Consider the following 16,893-nt stretch of genomic DNA (forward strand, 5'->3'; position numbering starts at 1 on the left):
TTGTTAATAAAGAATGCAAGCTACGTGATGACCAGGTTTCACCTCCTTTAAAGTAGGCTTGATCTGCGAACATTCCTCTTTCGCCATTGGACAGCGCGTATGGAACGGGCAGCCTGATGGTGGATTTTGAGGTGATGGTACATCCCCCTGTAGAACGATTCTTTCTTTTCGTTTCTTCGGATCCGTTTCAGGAATGGCAGAGATCAAGGCCTGAGTATATGGATGCAATGGTTCAGCATACAGACTGTCATTTGTCGCAACTTCCACCATGTTTCCTAAGTACATCACACCAATTCGATCACTCATATGTTTAACAACACTTAAATCATGGGCAATAAATAAGTATGTGAGATCGAATTCGTTCTGCAGCTCTTTTAAAAGATTTAAAACCTGAGATTGTACAGATACGTCCAGTGCGGAGACCGGCTCATCTGCAATGATCAGCTTCGGTTTAAGTGCAAGCGCTCGCGCAATACCGATACGCTGACGCTGACCGCCTGAAAATTCATGCGCGTATTTGTCATACGCTTCAGGTGGCAAACCTACTCTGCGAAGCAGCTCAAGTACTTCACTTTTCAGTTCTTTTTTACTGACTTTTCTGAAATTACGAATCGGTTCAGAGATAATATCTCCAACACTCTGAGTTGGATTAAGTGAAGCATAAGGATCCTGAAACACCATCTGGAAATCCTGACGTGCTTTTCTTAATGCTGAGCCTTTAATGTTCGTAATATCTTTACCGTCAAACAGAATTTTTCCGTCAGTAGGTGTCAGCAGTCTGAGGATCGTACGGCCCGTTGTGGATTTACCACAGCCAGACTCTCCTACAAGCCCAAACGTTTCACCTTTTTTCAGCTTAATATTGATATCATCAACAGCCTTTACATAACCGACAGTCCGCTTAAAGAATCCTCCTTTTACAGGGTAATAGGTTTTTAGATTCTGAATATCCAGAAGGACCTCTTTTTCAGTCTTTGGCTGGTCAACGGCTGTTTCTCTTGATTGTGTCATCGTCATCTGTCTCCCACCCTTTCTTTCGGCTTGCTGTTCTCATAAAGGAGACATGCCACTTCGTGCTGTGGAGCATCCTCAGCAAGCTCAGGTGTCACTGTAAAGCATTCAGGCATTGCCTGCGGGCAGCGGTTTGCAAATCGGCAGCCAACCTGAGGCATTTTCTGAATGGATGGAACAAGACCATCAATTGTTGCGAGCGTTTCAACTTTCTCATCCATTTTTGGAATAGCACCCATCAACAGCTGCGTATAAGGATGTTTAGGGCTTTCAAACAGCTCTTCCACATCAGTTCGCTCGACAATTTTACCTGCATACATAACAATGACCTCGTCACAAATTTCAGCGACGACGCCTAAATCGTGTGTAATCATGATGATGGACATATCATTAACTTCCTGAATATCCTTCAAAAGCTCAAGGATTTGGGCCTGTACAGTCACATCGAGTGCTGTGGTCGGCTCATCGGCAATCAGAAGCTTCGGTTGACAGGCAATCGCCATTGCGATCATGATACGCTGTCTCATTCCTCCTGAAAGCTGGTGAGGATATTCTTCAACGATTTTCTCAGGTCTTGGAATACCAACACTCTTTAAAAGAGCAATACTCTTTTGTCTTGCTTCTTTTTTATTAATATTCTCATGGTTCAGCAGGACTTCTTCAAGCTGATACCCGATTGTAAATACAGGGTTAAGGGCTGTCATTGGCTCCTGGAAAATCATTGAGATTTCTTTTCCGCGAATTTTGTTCATTTCCCGTTCAGAAAGCTTTTCCAGGTTCCTTCCCTCAAATTTAATTTCTCCTCCGCGTACTTTTCCGATCCCTTTCGGCAGGAGTTGCATAACGGACAACGACATTACACTTTTTCCACATCCGGATTCTCCGACTATTCCGACAATTTTGCGGCGATCTACTTTAAATGAAACTTTCTCAACGGCATTATAGTAATCTTTTCCGATTTTAAATCCCGTCTGGAGTTCATTTATTTCGAGAAGCGGTGTGTCATTTTGTCCTGATGATTGTCTAACCATTTGAACACCTCTAATATTTCTTATTTTCAATCAATTTATATTATTTGTATAAAATACTATTACAAATAGATTACATTTTCAACTTGTTTTTTCTAATTTCTTTAATTTTTTCTTTTCATTTACTCGCAATCCCTTGATACACAAGGATTCTCTCTGATAAAAAAATCTCAAATTCTTTCTGAAATTGTTATTTTCGACAAGTAAATTTACAATTTTTTTATATTTACGTTATACAAGTGGGTAAAATGAATTATATTACAATAAGGTGCATGAATATTCATTCATTTGGATAAAAAATAACAGGGTGTGCGGCTGCACACCCTGCATAGGTATCGCGTCTATAGACTCATGATTAAGCTTTATACGTTTTGAATACTATGGTTGCATTATGACCGCCAAATCCCAACGAATTACTCATCGCAACCTCTAAATCTGATTTCCTTGATTGATTTGCAACATAATCAAGATCACATTCAGGATCCGGTGTTTCAAGGTTAATCGTTGGAGGAAGCACCTGATCTTTAAGGGATAATACGGTAAAGATCGCTTCTACTCCACCAGCTGCGCCGAGCAGGTGTCCCGTCATGGATTTTGTCGAACTGACAGCAAGTTTATAAGCATGTTCACCAAATACTTCTTTAATCGCCATCGTCTCGTATTTATCATTATAAGGTGTACTTGTTCCATGTGCATTAATGTAACCGACTGTTGATGGATCAAGACCGGCATCCTCAAGAGACTGTTTCATCGCACGTACTCCGCCTTCACCACCAGGAGCCGGCGCTGTAATATGATACGCATCTCCTGTTGAACCGTAACCCACAATCTCAGCGTAGATTGTCGCATTTCTCGCTAAAGCATGCTCGAGTTCTTCAAGAACCAGAATTCCTGCACCTTCTCCCATCACAAATCCATCGCGGTTTTTATCAAAAGGACGGCTTGCCTTTGCAATATCCTCATTCAATGTGAGAGCTGTATTGGCAACAAACCCTGCCATCGCCATTTGTGAAATAGGCGCTTCCGTCCCACCGGTGATCATGGCATCTGCATCACCGCGTTGAATGACCTTGAACGCGTCACCAATTGAATTGGTTCCACTCGCACAGGCAGTAACGGTACATGAGTTCATCCCTTTTGCACCAAGAGAAATCGAAACCTGTCCAGCTGCCATATCCGGGATCATCATCGGGACAAAAAATGGACTTACACGCTTATATCCTCTTTTTTGGAATGTTTCAAACTGCTTTTCAAACGTCTCCATACCACCGATTCCTGAGCCGATCCAGACACCGACACGTTCTGCATTTTTACTGATATCAAGCCCTGAATCTTTTACAGCCATTTCAGAGGCAACAACTGCATACTGCGTAAACCGGTCCATTTTACGCGCATCTTTTTTCTCCATATAATCTTCAATATTAAAGTCTTTCAGTTCAGCAACCGCTCTTGCAGGAAACTCCTCCTGATTAAGCCTTGTCAGCTCTCCAATCCCTGATTGACCATTTACGATATTATTCCATGAAGTTTCCACATCATTCCCAACAGGCGAAACCATTCCAAGACCTGTTACTACTACTCGTCGCTTTGTCATACTGTCATCTCCCCGTTACCTGTATGTTTTATTTACCCCAGCGCATGGCAATCGCGCCCCAAGTAAGGCCACCGCCAAATCCAACCATGACCAGTAAGTCTCCATCCTTCACTTTTCCGCTTTCCAGATCTTCTACTAATGAGATCGGAATCGAGGCGGCAGATGTATTTCCGTATTTATTAACCGTCATTGACATTTTTTCAATCGGAAGCTCAAGTCTTTGTCTTGACGCTTCCATAATCCGGATATTAGCCTGATGCGGAATCAGATAATCCACGTCCTCTTTCGTCATCCCGGCTTTCTCCAATACATTGATACTTGATTCACCCATCTGACGAACCGCAAACTTAAATACTTCCCGGCCATTCATGAAAATTCCGTCATCAGCCTGGTAAAGGTGTGATCCGCCTGAACCGTCAGCACCAAGTTCAAAAGATAAAATCCCTTTAGAATCATCAACAGGTCCAAGTACCATGGCACCTGCGCCGTCACCAAACAGCACCGCCGTATTCCGGTCTTCCCAGTTTGTGATTTTTGAGAGCTTTTCAACCCCTACAACCAAAACTCTCTGATATCCGGCATTTTCAATAAACTGTTTGGCTGTCACCATGCCGTACATAAAGCCCGCACATGCTGCAGATAAATCCATCGCTGAAGCCTTTACAGCACCCAGTTTATGCTGAATGATTGTGGCTACTGATGGAAACGGACGATCCGGCGTCACGGTTGCAACAAGGATCATATCGAGCTCTTCAGCCTTCACTCCTGCATCCTCTAGCGCTTTTTCCGCTGCCCTTAATGCCATGTCAGAAGTATCAATATCGTCACCTGCGACTCTTCTCTCTTCAATTCCAGTGCGGGTGCGGATCCATTCATCTGATGTATCCATTCTTTTTTCAAGGTCTGCATTGGTTACGATCTGCTCTGGTAAATATCTGCCGATCCCCCATACTCCTGCACGCATATATCTTCCTTCTTTCTGTGGTCTATTTTCATGCTGGTAAAATTATATGATCAATTATTATGACTTGGTACTAATTTTATCGGATGTTTTTACTTTTTTCAACTGGAGAGTCGTGGAGTTGTTTTATGATCCATGTAAAATATTTAAAACAGACGGACAGGAAGCCCCCTGCGCTTTCCGTGGCCGGGCGGTGAACCCGCCTGCGCTTCGCACAGTCGGTTTCACCTGTCCCTTTCCGCCACAGGAGTCTTCGGGGGCTTCCTGTCCTTAGGTATTACTTTATCGATTCTATGTAGATTTAGAGTGAACGCATAAAACATTTCAGAGGAGTTTTGCTCCTTATCTAAATGGATTCCTGCGAAAATCGGATAATACTAAATAGAATTTGGATTTTGCTATTTCGACTGTTTCAATGATCAAAGTTTCGCATCAATTCTTCATTAAAAATACGATTACAGCATTTATAACAAGAGGACAGGACTCATCCGTAGACTCCTGCGGCAGAGAAGCGACAGGTGAGACAGCGTAGTGCGGAGCACTAGCTGGCTCACCGCGCGACCTTGGAAAAGTGGAGGTGGGCGTTTAGGGACGTACAAACTGGACTGACCCCGACGGAGATAAAGGAAACACAGCGAACGCAGTGAGCTGATGTTGACTTATCGGACGAGGGGTCGGGAAGTTTGCTAGTCCCTGCCCGCCGCAGCTAGACAAAAGAAAGCGAAGGATGAGTCCTGTCCGGTTTTTAATAAGATTTTATTACAAATAAAACAAGGACCAACGCTGGTGGGCATTGGTCCTGTTTGTGGGGGTTATTGATTGGATGCGTCCTGTTTGCCAAGCTCGTAGGCGTCGTTCATTGCTTTTGCGAAGATGGACATGAATGGCTGAAGCGCTTCGATTGATACTTCGATGCCCGCTTCCTCCATTTTTGCTTTTGCTTCAGGCAGATATTTCATTGCGATTTGCATAAATTCCATTGTTTTGTCCTGTGCCATGTTATTCTCTCCTTCAATTTGAAATACTCAACGGTATCATCTTACCGCAAATTTATGAACATTTCATGGATTCGACATTTCTTTTGCGCTACACTATGGTAAAATGTAAGCGATGTATTGTTTGAAACGGGGTGAATCGGTTGGCATATTTTATGACTTTTTTCTGGACTGCTTTACTTGTTAATATGACTGCTTATGTAGTTGGATCCATGAACTCGACACCTTATGAGTTCACAACGGCGATGATTATTTCTGTCATTGTTACAGTACTTATTTTTGCGCTTGGTGCGGTTATTCCAAAACCACAGCCTTCAGAACACCATTAAAAAGCATGATCCCGGTCATTGGGATCATGCTTTTTTTTACGTTCTTTGGCTGTTAAAGACAAATCTGTCATCCATACGGTCAATCGTGACTTCACTGTGAGGGTGAATGGTTCCCTGAAGCAGTTCTTTCGCCAATAGTGTTTCGATCTCTTTTTGAATGAAACGCTTTAAAGGGCGTGCGCCAAATGCAGGGTTATACGCGGTTTTCGCGATAAATGAGATGGTGTCATCTGTCAGGGACAGCTTGATATGCTGATCGTTAAGTCTGTGCTGAAGCTCACTGATGATCTTCTGAACAATTCCCTTCATATGCTTTTCTGTTAATGGACTAAACAGCACGATGTCATCTAAACGGTTTAATAGCTCCGGTCTGAAATGACGATGAAGTTCTCCCATGACTCTCTCTTTTGCCTGTTCAGGAGGAAGTGCCTGATCAAGTAAATGGTTTGAACCGATATTGGACGTCATGATGATAATGGTGTTTTTGAAGTCTACGGTTCTTCCTTTAGAATCGGTAATTCTACCGTCATCGAGCATTTGAAGCAGGATGTTGAACACTTCCGGGTGCGCTTTTTCTATCTCATCAAGCAAAATGACGGAGTATGGCTTGCGTCTTACCGCTTCAGTGAGCTGTCCGCCCTCTTCATATCCGATGTAACCGGGAGGCGCACCGATGAGTCTGGCTACCGCATGTTTTTCCATGTACTCTGACATATCAATTCTGATCATCTGGTCTTCACTGTCAAAAAGAGTAAAGGCAAGTGTCTTGGCGAGCTCTGTCTTTCCGACACCGGTTGGTCCAAGGAAAATAAATGAACCGATTGGACGATTCGGGTCTTTAATTCCTGCTCTCGCCCTGAGAACGGCTTCACTGACTGCCGTTACGGCTTCTTTCTGACCGATCACGCGCTCTGACAATGTATCTTCGAGTCTGAGAAGCTTCTGCCGCTCCGCTTCCATTAGTCTGTTTACAGGTATACCTGTCCATCTCGCTATGATTGAAGCGATTTCCTCTTCTAATACTTCTTCACGCAGCAGGCGGTTTTCATCACGGGTATTTTCGTTCTCTTCTTCAAGCTGTTTAATTTCTTTCATCAGCTCCGGAATGTGTCCATGCTTTAATTCCGCAGCTTTTGATAAATCATAGTTGTTTTCAGCATCTTCAAGCTCGCGGCGAAGTTTATCAAGCTCTTCTTTTTTCTGCTGAATGACAAGGAGTGACTGTTTCTCCCGCTCCCATCTCGTTCTCATACCGTCCGCTTTTTCCCGTAAATCAGCGAGTTCGCGTCTGAGAATATTGAGTCTTTCCATACTTGCCAGATCCTCTTCTTTATCAAGTGCCGCTTCCTCAATTTCAAGCTGCATGATCCGGCGTAATGCTTCATCCAGTTCCTGTGGCATGGAGTCGATTTCTGTACGGATCATGGCACATGCTTCATCAATCAGATCGATCGCTTTATCCGGAAGAAAACGGTCTGTAATGTAACGCTCTGATAATTTCGCAGCAGCTACAAGTGCTCTGTCGTGAATCGTCACACCATGATGAAGTTCAAAACGCTCTTTCAATCCTCTTAAAATAGAGATTGTATCCTCTTCATCCGGCTCCTGGACAAGCACCTGCTGAAATCTTCTTTCAAGTGCAGGGTCCTTTTCAATATACTGACGGTGCTCATTTAACGTTGTGGCACCGATACAGTGAATTTCACCTCTTGCTAGCATTGGCTTCAGCATATTTCCAGCGTCCATTGCACCTTCTGTTTTTCCGGCACCAACGATGGTGTGAAGTTCATCGATAAATAAGATGATTTGACCATTACTTTTCTTTACCTCAGCAAGGACCGCTTTCAGTCTTTCTTCGAATTCGCCGCGGAACTTGGCACCGGCAACCAGCGCGCTCATATCAAGTTCAAATACAATCTTGTCTTTTAAGCCTTCCGGAACATCTTTTCTGACGATCCGCTGAGCAAGCCCTTCGACAATCGCTGTCTTTCCAACACCAGGCTCTCCGATTAAAACCGGGTTGTTTTTTGTTTTTCTCGAAAGGATCCGGATGACATGTCTGATTTCAGCATCCCGTCCGATGACCGGATCCATTTTCCCTTTCTTCACTTCTTCCACCAGATCCCGTCCATATTTGGTAAGCGCTTCGTATTGAAGCTCAGGATTTTGTGTTGTCACGCGTCTCCCTCCTCTTATTTCATCTATAACCGTTTTAAGTTCTGTCTCTTTAACGTTTTGTTTTGATAAATAAGATACGGCTGGCTGGCTCGAAAGTTTCATTAGACCCAGTAACAGATGTTCTATAGAAAGGAATTCATCCTGAAATCCTTTCATAAACTCTTCTGAGTGCTTCAGCCATTTCGCAATATCATTTGAGATAACAGGGTTGTACTGATCTGCATGGATCGTCGAGAATGAATCAATTCTTTGTTGAAGAAAAAGATTGAATTCTGCAGTATCCAGCCCCGATTTTTCTAAAATCTGATTGGCAAAATCATTGTTGTTCAGCATTGCAGTTAAAACATGCTCTATTTCAACAGAAGAATGACGACGGTTTTCAGCTATTTCTTTTGCACCGACAAACGCTTCCTGAACGCTGTATGTCATCTGTTCAAGTTTCATCCCGACACTCCTTTGACCTTTTTTGACCTTTACTGTATCGTAGCATGTTTTTCATTAAATTGTAAAGAAGATTCGCTTTACATCAGGTGTTTTCGGTGGTTAAATAAATACCATGTGACGAAAGAATGTGGAGGATTTTATGGATATTGAACAGTTGTGGATCATCTTAAAATTTCTATTTTTAGGTCTGTTTCAAGGGTTAACAGAACCGATTCCGATTTCTTCGAGTGGACATCTTCTACTCGCTCAGTATTTTCTTGGTGTTGAGATCGAGGGAAACTCATTTACTTTTGAATTGCTGGTCAATTCAGCTTCCTTAATTGCTGTATTGATTATTTACCGCAATGACATTGCAAGACTGATTGTAAGAGGCCTCGGGTATATCAAAACAAAAAATCCGGAAGATAAAACAGAGTTCAACTTTATTATTTTCCTTATTGTCGGTACGATTCCTGCCGGTTTGATCGGTGTTCTTTTCGATGATGACATCTCACGTTTATCAAGCCCTCAAACCGTTGCAATCACGCTGATGGTTACAGGGATTGCCCTATTTTTAATTCGTAACCTTCGCGGAAAACGCGGGGAAAACGGGATGACCATGAAGGATGCTGTCATTATCGGTTTTGCACAGGCGGTAGCGCTGATTCCCGGGATTAGCCGAAGCGGGGCGACTATTGTCGCGGCGATGGCCAGAGGTATTCATCAGGAAACGGCACTTCGTTACTCATTCCTGTTATTTATTCCGGTAAGTTTAGGCGGGACCGTTCTGAGTTTGTCTGATTTCCTTTCCGATGATAATATCGCAGAACTGTGGTTCCCATATTTATTAGCATTTCTTGGATCACTCGTCGCTTCCTATTTTTCGCTGAAGTGGTTCATGAACATTATGGCTAAAGGAAACCTGATCTATTTTGCGATCTACTGTCTCGTTGTTGGGCCGATCGTATTGCTGGTTCTCACATTATCGTAATGAGGAATGGAAGAGATTGATTTTTCTTTACGCAAAAAAGCTGGAACTGACACGAAGTCGGTTCCAGCTTTTTTATCAGGTAATCCCTAATGCAATCTTTGCATAGCGGGACATATTATCTTTGCTCCATGGCGGACTCCAGACAATATTCACATCTACTTCTTTGACTTCAGGCACGTCAGCAAGTGCTGCTTTTACCTGATCCACGATCACTGGTGCCAGCGGGCATCCCATTGATGTGAGGGTCATCTTCACTTCTGTATTTCCAGCGTCGTCCATCGTTACATCATAGACTAGGCCAAGGTTTACGATATCAATACCAAGCTCCGGGTCAATAACCTGCTCGAGGGCGCCCATGATGCTGTCTTTTGTATCCTGATCCATCGAATCACTCCTTTTGCGCTTACTTGTTTTTATCATACCAGAGTTTTCAGCTGACTGAAACCGTTAGGCCTGCATGTGCCTGTCAAACCACTTAACCGTCTCAAGCAACCCTTTACGTGTCACCTTATGCCCTTCCGTTTCTTCTGCAATAAAGCGCAAATGATCCGGGTTTTTACTGTAGGATGGGTAAATGGATTTAAAAAATGCATAGGTCGGCTCAAAAGGAACGACTGTATCGGCCTTGCCATGCCAGAATAGCAGGGGACGATTTTGCAGACGGTCCGGATGAAGGCTCAAATCATACTCTTCGAGAACCTGCAGCTGCTCATCTATTTCCTCTTCACTCATCGGAAGCTTAAAGCCATTTTTCTCAAAATGCTGAATCTGTGCCTTAGCAAAACCGACATAGGCGGGTGAGCCCATCAGACTGACACCTGTGTGGATCCAGTCATATTTCTTTAAGGCGCCAAGGGTTGAAATACCACCCATGGATGTACCTGCAACCCCGATTTTGTTTTCATCGGTCAGCCCGTCAAATAAAAGTTTTTCCTTCAGAACTTTTAATTCCTCAATCATACGGATGACAATTTGCCAGAAACGCGTACTCATCACCATTTCGTCAGATCCGTCAGACCGCTCCCCGTGATAAGGCGCATCAGGCAAAATGACTCTGAATCCCTTTTCAGCGAGCAGATATGCGTAATGCAGATTATGCTCTTTCGCACTCATAAAACCGTGAATAAAAATAACCGCCGGACGCTTTTCATCTCCTGGTTTTGTTATATGTAGATAAGGAATACTACCCACTTTTTCATTATGTACTTCAATCATTGCCGGTCTCCTTTCATTCTTTCACTATAAAATCGTATCACATATCCAAATAGTGGCACAGTGATTTGATTGAACCTTGACGTAAAATTTATGGAACGGTCAAATAAATGTTACAATAAAAATGGAAAGTCCAACCGGGTTTAGAAGGAGCGAATATTCAATGGAGAAACATTTAATCGTGCTTGACCTAGACGGCACACTGCTGACTGATGATAAAACCATCTCAGACAGAACGAAAAAAACTCTTCTCAAAGCAAAGCAGAATGGACATGAAGTAATGATCGCCACCGGGCGGCCTTACCGTGCCAGTGAAGCTTATTACAGGGAACTTTCACTTAATACACCTATTGTTAACTTTAACGGTGCATTCGTACACCACCCGCTCAATGATAAATGGGGCATTCACCACGAACCGATGGATTTAAGCGTCGTCAAAGAAATCGTTGATGCCTGCCACGATTTCGATTTTTATAACATTGTGGCTGAGATCCTGGATGATGTGTATCTGCATTACCATGATGAAAAGCTCCTGGATATATTCAGCTTCGGCGATCCTGTCATCCGGTCAGGAGATTTAAGAACCTATCTTCCTGAAAATCCGACCAGCATGCTGATCCACGCCGAAGAGTCACAGGTGGAGAAAATCAGAAAACACCTCAGCGATGTCCACGCGGAAGTTATCGACCACAGGCGCTGGGGCGCACCATGGCACGTGATTGAGATTGTTAAAACCGGTCTTAATAAAGCCGTAGGAATCCAGAAAGTATCCGATCACTATGGAATTCCAAAAGACCGTATCATCGCTTTCGGAGACGAAGACAATGACCTGGAAATGCTCGAATTTGCCGGCACAGGCGTCGCAATGGAGAACGGGATCAACTCCGTCCACCAGACTGCCAACTACATCACCGGCTCCAACAACGAAGACGGTATTGCCGTATTCCTTGAAGATCGTTTGAAGCTGAAATAAACGCAAAAGATCCTGTCCGGGTGGCAGGATCTTTTTTTGACATTTGAAATGGATGTACTGCGGATGAAGCAGCTTTGTTAGGTTATTTAACCACTCTTTATCTTGATTCAACCACTCTTTTCACTTATTTGACCACACTTTACCTTGATTCAACCACTCTTTTCACTTATTTGACCACTCCAAGAGATTATTAAACAACTTTCCCTAACAAACCTGCGAGCAGCCTCGCAGGATGAGATCGGCCCGGTTTTATCATTCCCATCAATAATTTGAATGATTAGGATGATAATCAGGGCGGCATTCACCCGCAGACTCCTGTGGCGGAAAGGGACAGGTGAAACCATTGTGCGAAGCACAAGGGGTTCACCGCCCGGCCACGGAAAGCGGAGGGTGAATGCCGCCGATTTCACTTTTCTCATAAAAGCAACGGGAGTCAATTTAACCAAAGGGCCGGTCTCATCCGGAGACTCCTGCGGCAGAGAAGCGACAGGTGAGACAGCGTAGCGCAGAGCGCTAGCTGGTTCACCGCCCGGCCACGGAAAGCGGAGGGTGAATGCCGACCGGTTTTACCAACAATCAATCATCCTTCCTGAAAAACCCGAAAATACCCGTCGTCTGAATAATATTCGTAAACGCATACGGATCCACCTTATGAATAATCCGCTCCAACTCAAACAGCTCGTAACGCGTAATCACGATAATAAGCATCTCCTTCGGCTCATCCGTAAACGCACCCTTCGCAGGTACAATCGTAATCCCCCGCACCAGCTTCTCATGAATCGCCTTTTTCACCTCAGCAGACTTATTCGTTACGATCATCGCCGTCAGCTTCTCATGACGTGTATGAATCGCATCGATCATACGCGTAGACACATATAAAGTTACGAGCGTATAAAGACCTTTCTCCCATCCAAACAGCATACTCGCTGCCAGAATAATGACCGCGTTCATCATGAAGAAATAAATTCCTACGGGTTTATCATTCAGCCGAGAAAGAATCATCGCAATAATATCCATTCCTCCGGTGGAAGCCCCCCATTTAAGTGTAAATCCGACTCCGACACCCGCAATCACTCCGCCAAAAACAGCATTCAGTAAAATATCAGGTGAGACCTCCACAACCGGAATGATCTCCAGCGCAATCGTTGTAAATCCAACAGACAGCAGGCTGTATACCGTGAACATTTTACCAACCCTCAACCAACCAAGAATAATCGCAGGAATATTTAAGATCAAAAGCAAAATCCCTGTGGATAAAAAAACAGGTGTGAAATCTGCCAGTATATTTGAGATCAGCTGAGCAAGCCCTGTAAAACCACTGGCAAATACATTTGCCGGAATAAGAAAAAGATTAAGTGCAATCGCATTTAGGACTGCTCCAATGATTACAATGGTGATCTTTCTTGTTTCTAACCAGAGTGTTTCATTTGATACTTTTTTTAATTGAAAAGAAGAAGCTGATGACAATGGATTCCCTCCCTTTTACTCAGTTATGTATGTTCATTCAGCACCTTACGTTACTTCATATCCTCTTTTCCCTTAACGTACACCAATTACATTGTAAATTCCAACTAAAATCGCTAAACTTGTACCATAAGACTTATTTAAAAGGAGCAATCATATGACCATTCAATTATTTGCAGACAGCGCCTGTGACCTTCCTGCTTCATTTTTTGAAGAAAACCAGGTGACCCTTCTTCCTTTACATGTACATATTGGTGAAGATGACTATGAAGATCTGGTCACGATCCAGTCAAAGGAAGTGTTCGATGCGATTCGAAATGGTGCGCATCCAAAAACATCACAGGCAAGTCCTAAGAAAATGGAGGAAGAATTCACCTCCCTCGCTAAAACGGGTAACAAAGGGCTTTATATCGCCTTTTCTTCACAGCTTTCAGGTACTTATCAGACAGCCGTCATGATCAGAGACCAGGTAAAAGAGGAGTATCCGACACTTGATTTAACGATCATTGATACGAAATGCGCTTCCCTCGGTTATGGATTAGTCGTATACAAAGCTGCTGAGCTGTTAAAATCAGGTGCAGCCTTTGACGATGTTGTAGCTGAAAGTCAGTTTCATGCTGAGCATATGGAGCACCTGTTTACCGTAGAAGACCTTGATTACTTAGCAAAAGGTGGACGCGTCTCGAAAGCATCCGCTTTTATCGGCGGGCTTCTGAATATTAAACCGCTGCTTCACGTTGAAGATGGAAAACTTGTCCCTCTTGAAAAGCTGCGGGGCAGAAAGAAATTGATGAAGCGTATTATAGAAGTTATGAAAGAACGCGGTGATTCTCTGGATAGCCAGCTGATCGGAATCAGTCACGGAGATGAAGAGCCTCTTGCTGAAGAAATGAAAAAGATGATTACAGAGGAGTTTGGAACTCAACATTTTTACACTGGTATGATCGGTTCAGCTGTCGGTGCCCACGCCGGACCGGGGACGCTTGCGATCTTCTTCCTGAACAAGCAGCCAGACCGCAATTAAACAGATAACAGGAGGCTACACATCATGAAGAAAAAAGTTCTCGTAGTCGGTGGCGTAGCAGGAGGGGCAACGTTTGCTTCCCAGCTTCGTATGCTCGATAAAGAATCTGAGATCATCGTATTCGAAAAAGACGGTACGATGTCGTTTGCCAACTGTGGTCTTCCTTATTATCTTGGAGGTTTTGTAAAAGACAAAAAGCAGTTAATCGCTGCCACTCCTGAATCCTTTCAGAAGGATAAATCCATAGAAGTCCGGATTCTTCATGAAGTGACAGGTATAAAGCGTGATGAAAAGAAAATCATCATTCAGGACCATATTAAAAACGAACGCTATGAAGAATCCTATGATGTCCTTCTCTATTCACCTGGAGCCGTTCCCATTAAACCGGATATTAAAGGTTTGAGCAACGGGAATTGCTACAGCCTCCGTTCATTCAAAGATATGCTGAAGCTTGATGAACATATAACAAAGCGGAATTATCAGTCTGTCTGTCTGGTTGGAGGCGGTTTTATCGGACTTGAAATGGCTGAGAACTTTAAAGCAAGAGGCCTGGATGTACATCTTGTTCAAAGAGCTGATCATGTACTGAATCTCCTTGATCAGGATTTATCAGCAATGCTCGAAGAAGAGCTTAAGGAACAAGGCGTCCATATTCATTTATCTGCAACAGTAGAAGAAATTAAAGCAGATGGCAAAATGCTTCAATTGTCTGATGGGGATGAAATTTCGGCAGATTTTCTTCTTCTCGCGACAGGCATTAAACCTAATCACTATTTAGCAGAGCAGGCCGGTCTTGTAATTGGTGAAACCGGAGGCGTAAAAGTAAACGAATTTATGCAAACAAGTGATCCTGATATTTATGCGGTTGGTGATGTCATTGAATCATTCGACTTTATTACCAAAAAACCAAAGCGCGTTCCTCTCGCCTGGGTCGCACACCGCGAGGCCTATATTGCTGCCATGCATATAACAGGCAGCCATCTTCCTTTTAAAGGCATCTTAGGCACTGCCATCTGTAAAGTATTCGATTTAACCGCTGCCTTGACAGGTCACAGTGAAAAGTCACTGCAAAAACAGGAGATAGATTTTGAAACCGTCAGCCTGACAGCGAGACAGCACGCCGGTTATTACCCTGGTGCTGAAAAATTCACCATCAAAGTCCACTTCTGCCCCTACACCGGAAAGCTATTCGGTGCACAGGCAGTCGGAAAAGACGGCGTCGACAAGCGTATGGACGTGCTCAGCACAGCGATCTCATCAGGCCTGACGATCACAGACCTTCAGGCGCTTGAACTCTCCTACGCACCACCATACAGCGCACCAAAAGATCCAGTCAACATGCTCGGCTACAAAGCCGTCCCAAAACTCAAAAAAACCTTCCCGCAATAATTCGGGAAGGTTTTTTACTTATCCATTTAAAACAACTAATTGAGACGGGTCGTAATCCTTAAGGATGCGACATGGTCCGGTTGCTTCTTTCTAAAAACAAAAATAAGTGTGCAAGTATCTCAAAGGTCCGGGTCGCATCCGAAGACTCCTGCGGCAGTGAAGCGACAGGTGAGACAGCGTAGTGCGGAGCACTAGCTGGCTCACCGCGCGGCCGCGGAAAGCGTAGGATGCGACCCGGACCGGTTTTACTTCACATGCTCAGTCGAAAACCTCGACACAATCTGATGCGGCACCGTAATCCTTGTCGGCGGCTCATTCGGATTCTCAATACGCTTAATGAGCTGACTTGAAGCCGAAAACCCAAGCTGAAAAATATTAATATCCACCGAAGTCAAAGGAGGCCTCGACATCTCAGAAAATAACGCATTATTAAAACTGATAATCGAAATATCATCCGGAACCGCAATATCCAGCTCACTCAGTGTATTCAGCACGCCAAGAGCCAGCAGATCATCCGTCACCAGCAACGCAGTCGGCCTTTCATCCAGCGGAAGCTCCATCAGTGCGCAGACCGCTTCTTTTCCACCTTCAAGCAGGAAACTTTCATGAAGAACATACTGTTCACGATAAGGAATTCCCGCTTTTTTCAGCGCATTTTCATATCCCGATAGACGTTCAACGGTTACAACAAGCTTTGCATCTCCACCAATATAAGCAATCCGCTCATGTCCCATGCCGAGTAAAAACTCTGTTGCATCCAATCCGGCCTTGAAATTATCGTTATCAACGTGTGTAATCGCCTCAACGAAATTATACGGCTTTCCAATCATGACAAATGGAAAGTTCCGCTCGCGCAAATACTGCAAAATCCTGTCTTCCACCTTTGAATAAAGAAGGACAATTCCATCAACACGACCACCCTGAACCATCTGCACAACCCCGTTGTATATATCCTCTTCACTTTGTCCGGTCACAAGCTGGAGAGCGTATTGCCTTTCATGCGCTCCTTCACTTAACCCCCGGAGTACGGTAGGGAAAAATGGATTTTGAAAAAAGACGTCAGATGATCCAGGGGTAACAAGACCAATAACCTGTGTTGACTGATTTGCCAGGCTTCTTGCAATAAAATTCGGATGATAACCCAAAGTATTCATTGCTTCTCTTACTTTTTCTTTCGTCCGCTCACTAATTCTCGGGTTATTGGCTATCACACGGGAAACAGTTGACGGAGCGACGTTTGCCGCTTTGGCAACATCTTTTATCGTAACGGACAATACACTCACCCCCTATATGTTGACGCTTACACAAAAATCAGTACTGT

General features: G+C 43.9%; 15 protein-coding genes. 5 read left to right on the forward strand and 10 right to left on the reverse strand.

Annotated features, from left to right (window positions below; genetic code table 11):
• Positions 1-3 precede the first annotated feature (3 nt).
• The 5 genes from H7968_RS08735 to H7968_RS08755 form a co-directional block, all read right to left on the reverse strand.
• Complete coding sequence (locus H7968_RS08735) at positions 4-1,011, reverse strand: ABC transporter ATP-binding protein (protein WP_227395912.1); 1,008 nt, start codon at positions 1,009-1,011, stop codon at positions 4-6.
• Positions 1,012-1,013: 2 nt separating this feature from the next.
• The gene (locus tag H7968_RS08740; protein ID WP_227395768.1) at positions 1,014-2,042 is read right to left on the reverse strand and encodes an ABC transporter ATP-binding protein; all 1,029 of its coding nucleotides are present in this window, start codon (positions 2,040-2,042) and stop codon (positions 1,014-1,016) included.
• Positions 2,043-2,394: 352 nt separating this feature from the next.
• Positions 2,395-3,633, reverse strand: coding sequence for a beta-ketoacyl-ACP synthase II (fabF, locus tag H7968_RS08745; protein WP_227395769.1), 1,239 nt, complete (start codon positions 3,631-3,633; stop codon positions 2,395-2,397).
• Positions 3,634-3,661: 28 nt separating this feature from the next.
• Positions 3,662-4,597, reverse strand: a complete 936-nt coding sequence (locus H7968_RS08750; RefSeq protein WP_227395770.1) for a beta-ketoacyl-ACP synthase III — start codon at positions 4,595-4,597, stop codon at positions 3,662-3,664.
• Between the two features lie 809 nt (positions 4,598-5,406).
• Positions 5,407-5,592 (reverse strand): ComZ family protein, encoded by a 186-nt coding sequence (locus H7968_RS08755; RefSeq protein ID WP_134375236.1) that lies wholly within the window; start codon positions 5,590-5,592, stop codon positions 5,407-5,409.
• A 140-nt stretch (positions 5,593-5,732) separates the two neighbouring features.
• Between H7968_RS08755 and H7968_RS08760 the strand changes: the two genes are divergently transcribed.
• On the forward strand, positions 5,733-5,918 hold the full coding sequence (locus H7968_RS08760; RefSeq protein ID WP_227395771.1) for a YjzD family protein: 186 nt from the start codon (positions 5,733-5,735) through the stop codon (positions 5,916-5,918).
• Between the two features lie 36 nt (positions 5,919-5,954).
• Here H7968_RS08760 and clpB read toward each other — a convergent pair whose 3' ends face one another.
• On the reverse strand, positions 5,955-8,540 hold the full coding sequence (clpB, locus tag H7968_RS08765) for an ATP-dependent chaperone ClpB (RefSeq protein ID WP_227395772.1): 2,586 nt from the start codon (positions 8,538-8,540) through the stop codon (positions 5,955-5,957).
• Between the two features lie 139 nt (positions 8,541-8,679).
• Here clpB and H7968_RS08770 point away from each other — a divergent pair, with 139 nt between their 5' ends.
• Positions 8,680-9,510, forward strand: coding sequence for an undecaprenyl-diphosphate phosphatase (locus H7968_RS08770; protein ID WP_227395773.1), 831 nt, complete (start codon positions 8,680-8,682; stop codon positions 9,508-9,510).
• A 75-nt stretch (positions 9,511-9,585) separates the two neighbouring features.
• Here the strand turns inward: H7968_RS08770 and H7968_RS08775 are convergent, their stop codons facing one another.
• Both H7968_RS08775 and H7968_RS08780 read right to left on the reverse strand, forming a co-directional pair.
• Positions 9,586-9,894, reverse strand: a complete 309-nt coding sequence (locus H7968_RS08775; protein ID WP_134375240.1) for a metal-sulfur cluster assembly factor — start codon at positions 9,892-9,894, stop codon at positions 9,586-9,588.
• Positions 9,895-9,957: 63 nt separating this feature from the next.
• The gene (locus H7968_RS08780) at positions 9,958-10,725 is read right to left on the reverse strand and encodes an alpha/beta fold hydrolase (protein ID WP_227395774.1); all 768 of its coding nucleotides are present in this window, start codon (positions 10,723-10,725) and stop codon (positions 9,958-9,960) included.
• Between the two features lie 160 nt (positions 10,726-10,885).
• On the opposite strand from H7968_RS08780, the gene H7968_RS08785 reads away from it, so the two are divergent.
• On the forward strand, positions 10,886-11,695 hold the full coding sequence (locus H7968_RS08785) for a Cof-type HAD-IIB family hydrolase (protein ID WP_227395775.1): 810 nt from the start codon (positions 10,886-10,888) through the stop codon (positions 11,693-11,695).
• A 576-nt stretch (positions 11,696-12,271) separates the two neighbouring features.
• Here H7968_RS08785 and H7968_RS08790 read toward each other — a convergent pair.
• Positions 12,272-13,162: a YitT family protein gene (locus H7968_RS08790; RefSeq protein ID WP_227395776.1), complete on the reverse strand. Its 891-nt coding sequence runs from the start codon at positions 13,160-13,162 to the stop codon at positions 12,272-12,274.
• Positions 13,163-13,316: 154 nt separating this feature from the next.
• Between H7968_RS08790 and H7968_RS08795 the strand changes: the two genes are divergently transcribed.
• On the forward strand, positions 13,317-14,183 hold the full coding sequence (locus tag H7968_RS08795; RefSeq protein WP_227395777.1) for a DegV family protein: 867 nt from the start codon (positions 13,317-13,319) through the stop codon (positions 14,181-14,183).
• Positions 14,184-14,207: 24 nt separating this feature from the next.
• On the forward strand, positions 14,208-15,572 hold the full coding sequence (locus H7968_RS08800) for a CoA-disulfide reductase (RefSeq protein ID WP_227395778.1): 1,365 nt from the start codon (positions 14,208-14,210) through the stop codon (positions 15,570-15,572).
• A 245-nt stretch (positions 15,573-15,817) separates the two neighbouring features.
• On the opposite strand, the gene H7968_RS08805 is transcribed toward H7968_RS08800, so the two are convergent.
• On the reverse strand, positions 15,818-16,846 hold the full coding sequence (locus H7968_RS08805; RefSeq protein WP_227395779.1) for a LacI family DNA-binding transcriptional regulator: 1,029 nt from the start codon (positions 16,844-16,846) through the stop codon (positions 15,818-15,820).
• Positions 16,847-16,893 lie beyond the last annotated feature (47 nt).

It is taken from the genome of Jeotgalibacillus aurantiacus (assembly GCF_020595125.1).
Lineage (GTDB): Bacteria > Bacillota > Bacilli > Bacillales > Jeotgalibacillaceae > Jeotgalibacillus > Jeotgalibacillus aurantiacus.

What these genes read in the sequence shown, in the direction of transcription:
- H7968_RS08735 (WP_227395912.1), bottom strand. Translation starts at nt 1,011, where the DNA reads ATGACACAATCAAGAGAAACAGCCGTTGACCAGCCAAAGACTGAAAAA.
- H7968_RS08740 (WP_227395768.1), bottom strand. Translation starts at nt 2,042, where the DNA reads ATGGTTAGACAATCATCAGGACAAAATGACACACCGCTTCTCGAAATA.
- fabF (WP_227395769.1), bottom strand. Translation starts at nt 3,633, where the DNA reads ATGACAAAGCGACGAGTAGTAGTAACAGGTCTTGGAATGGTTTCGCCT.
- H7968_RS08750 (WP_227395770.1), bottom strand. Translation starts at nt 4,597, where the DNA reads ATGCGTGCAGGAGTATGGGGGATCGGCAGATATTTACCAGAGCAGATC.
- H7968_RS08755 (WP_134375236.1), bottom strand. Translation starts at nt 5,592, where the DNA reads ATGGCACAGGACAAAACAATGGAATTTATGCAAATCGCAATGAAATAT.
- clpB (WP_227395772.1), bottom strand. Translation starts at nt 8,540, where the DNA reads ATGAAACTTGAACAGATGACATACAGCGTTCAGGAAGCGTTTGTCGGT.
- H7968_RS08770 (WP_227395773.1), top strand. Translation starts at nt 8,680, where the DNA reads ATGGATATTGAACAGTTGTGGATCATCTTAAAATTTCTATTTTTAGGT.
- H7968_RS08775 (WP_134375240.1), bottom strand. Translation starts at nt 9,894, where the DNA reads ATGGATCAGGATACAAAAGACAGCATCATGGGCGCCCTCGAGCAGGTT.
- H7968_RS08780 (WP_227395774.1), bottom strand. Translation starts at nt 10,725, where the DNA reads ATGATTGAAGTACATAATGAAAAAGTGGGTAGTATTCCTTATCTACAT.
- H7968_RS08785 (WP_227395775.1), top strand. Translation starts at nt 10,886, where the DNA reads ATGGAGAAACATTTAATCGTGCTTGACCTAGACGGCACACTGCTGACT.
- H7968_RS08795 (WP_227395777.1), top strand. Translation starts at nt 13,317, where the DNA reads ATGACCATTCAATTATTTGCAGACAGCGCCTGTGACCTTCCTGCTTCA.
- H7968_RS08800 (WP_227395778.1), top strand. Translation starts at nt 14,208, where the DNA reads ATGAAGAAAAAAGTTCTCGTAGTCGGTGGCGTAGCAGGAGGGGCAACG.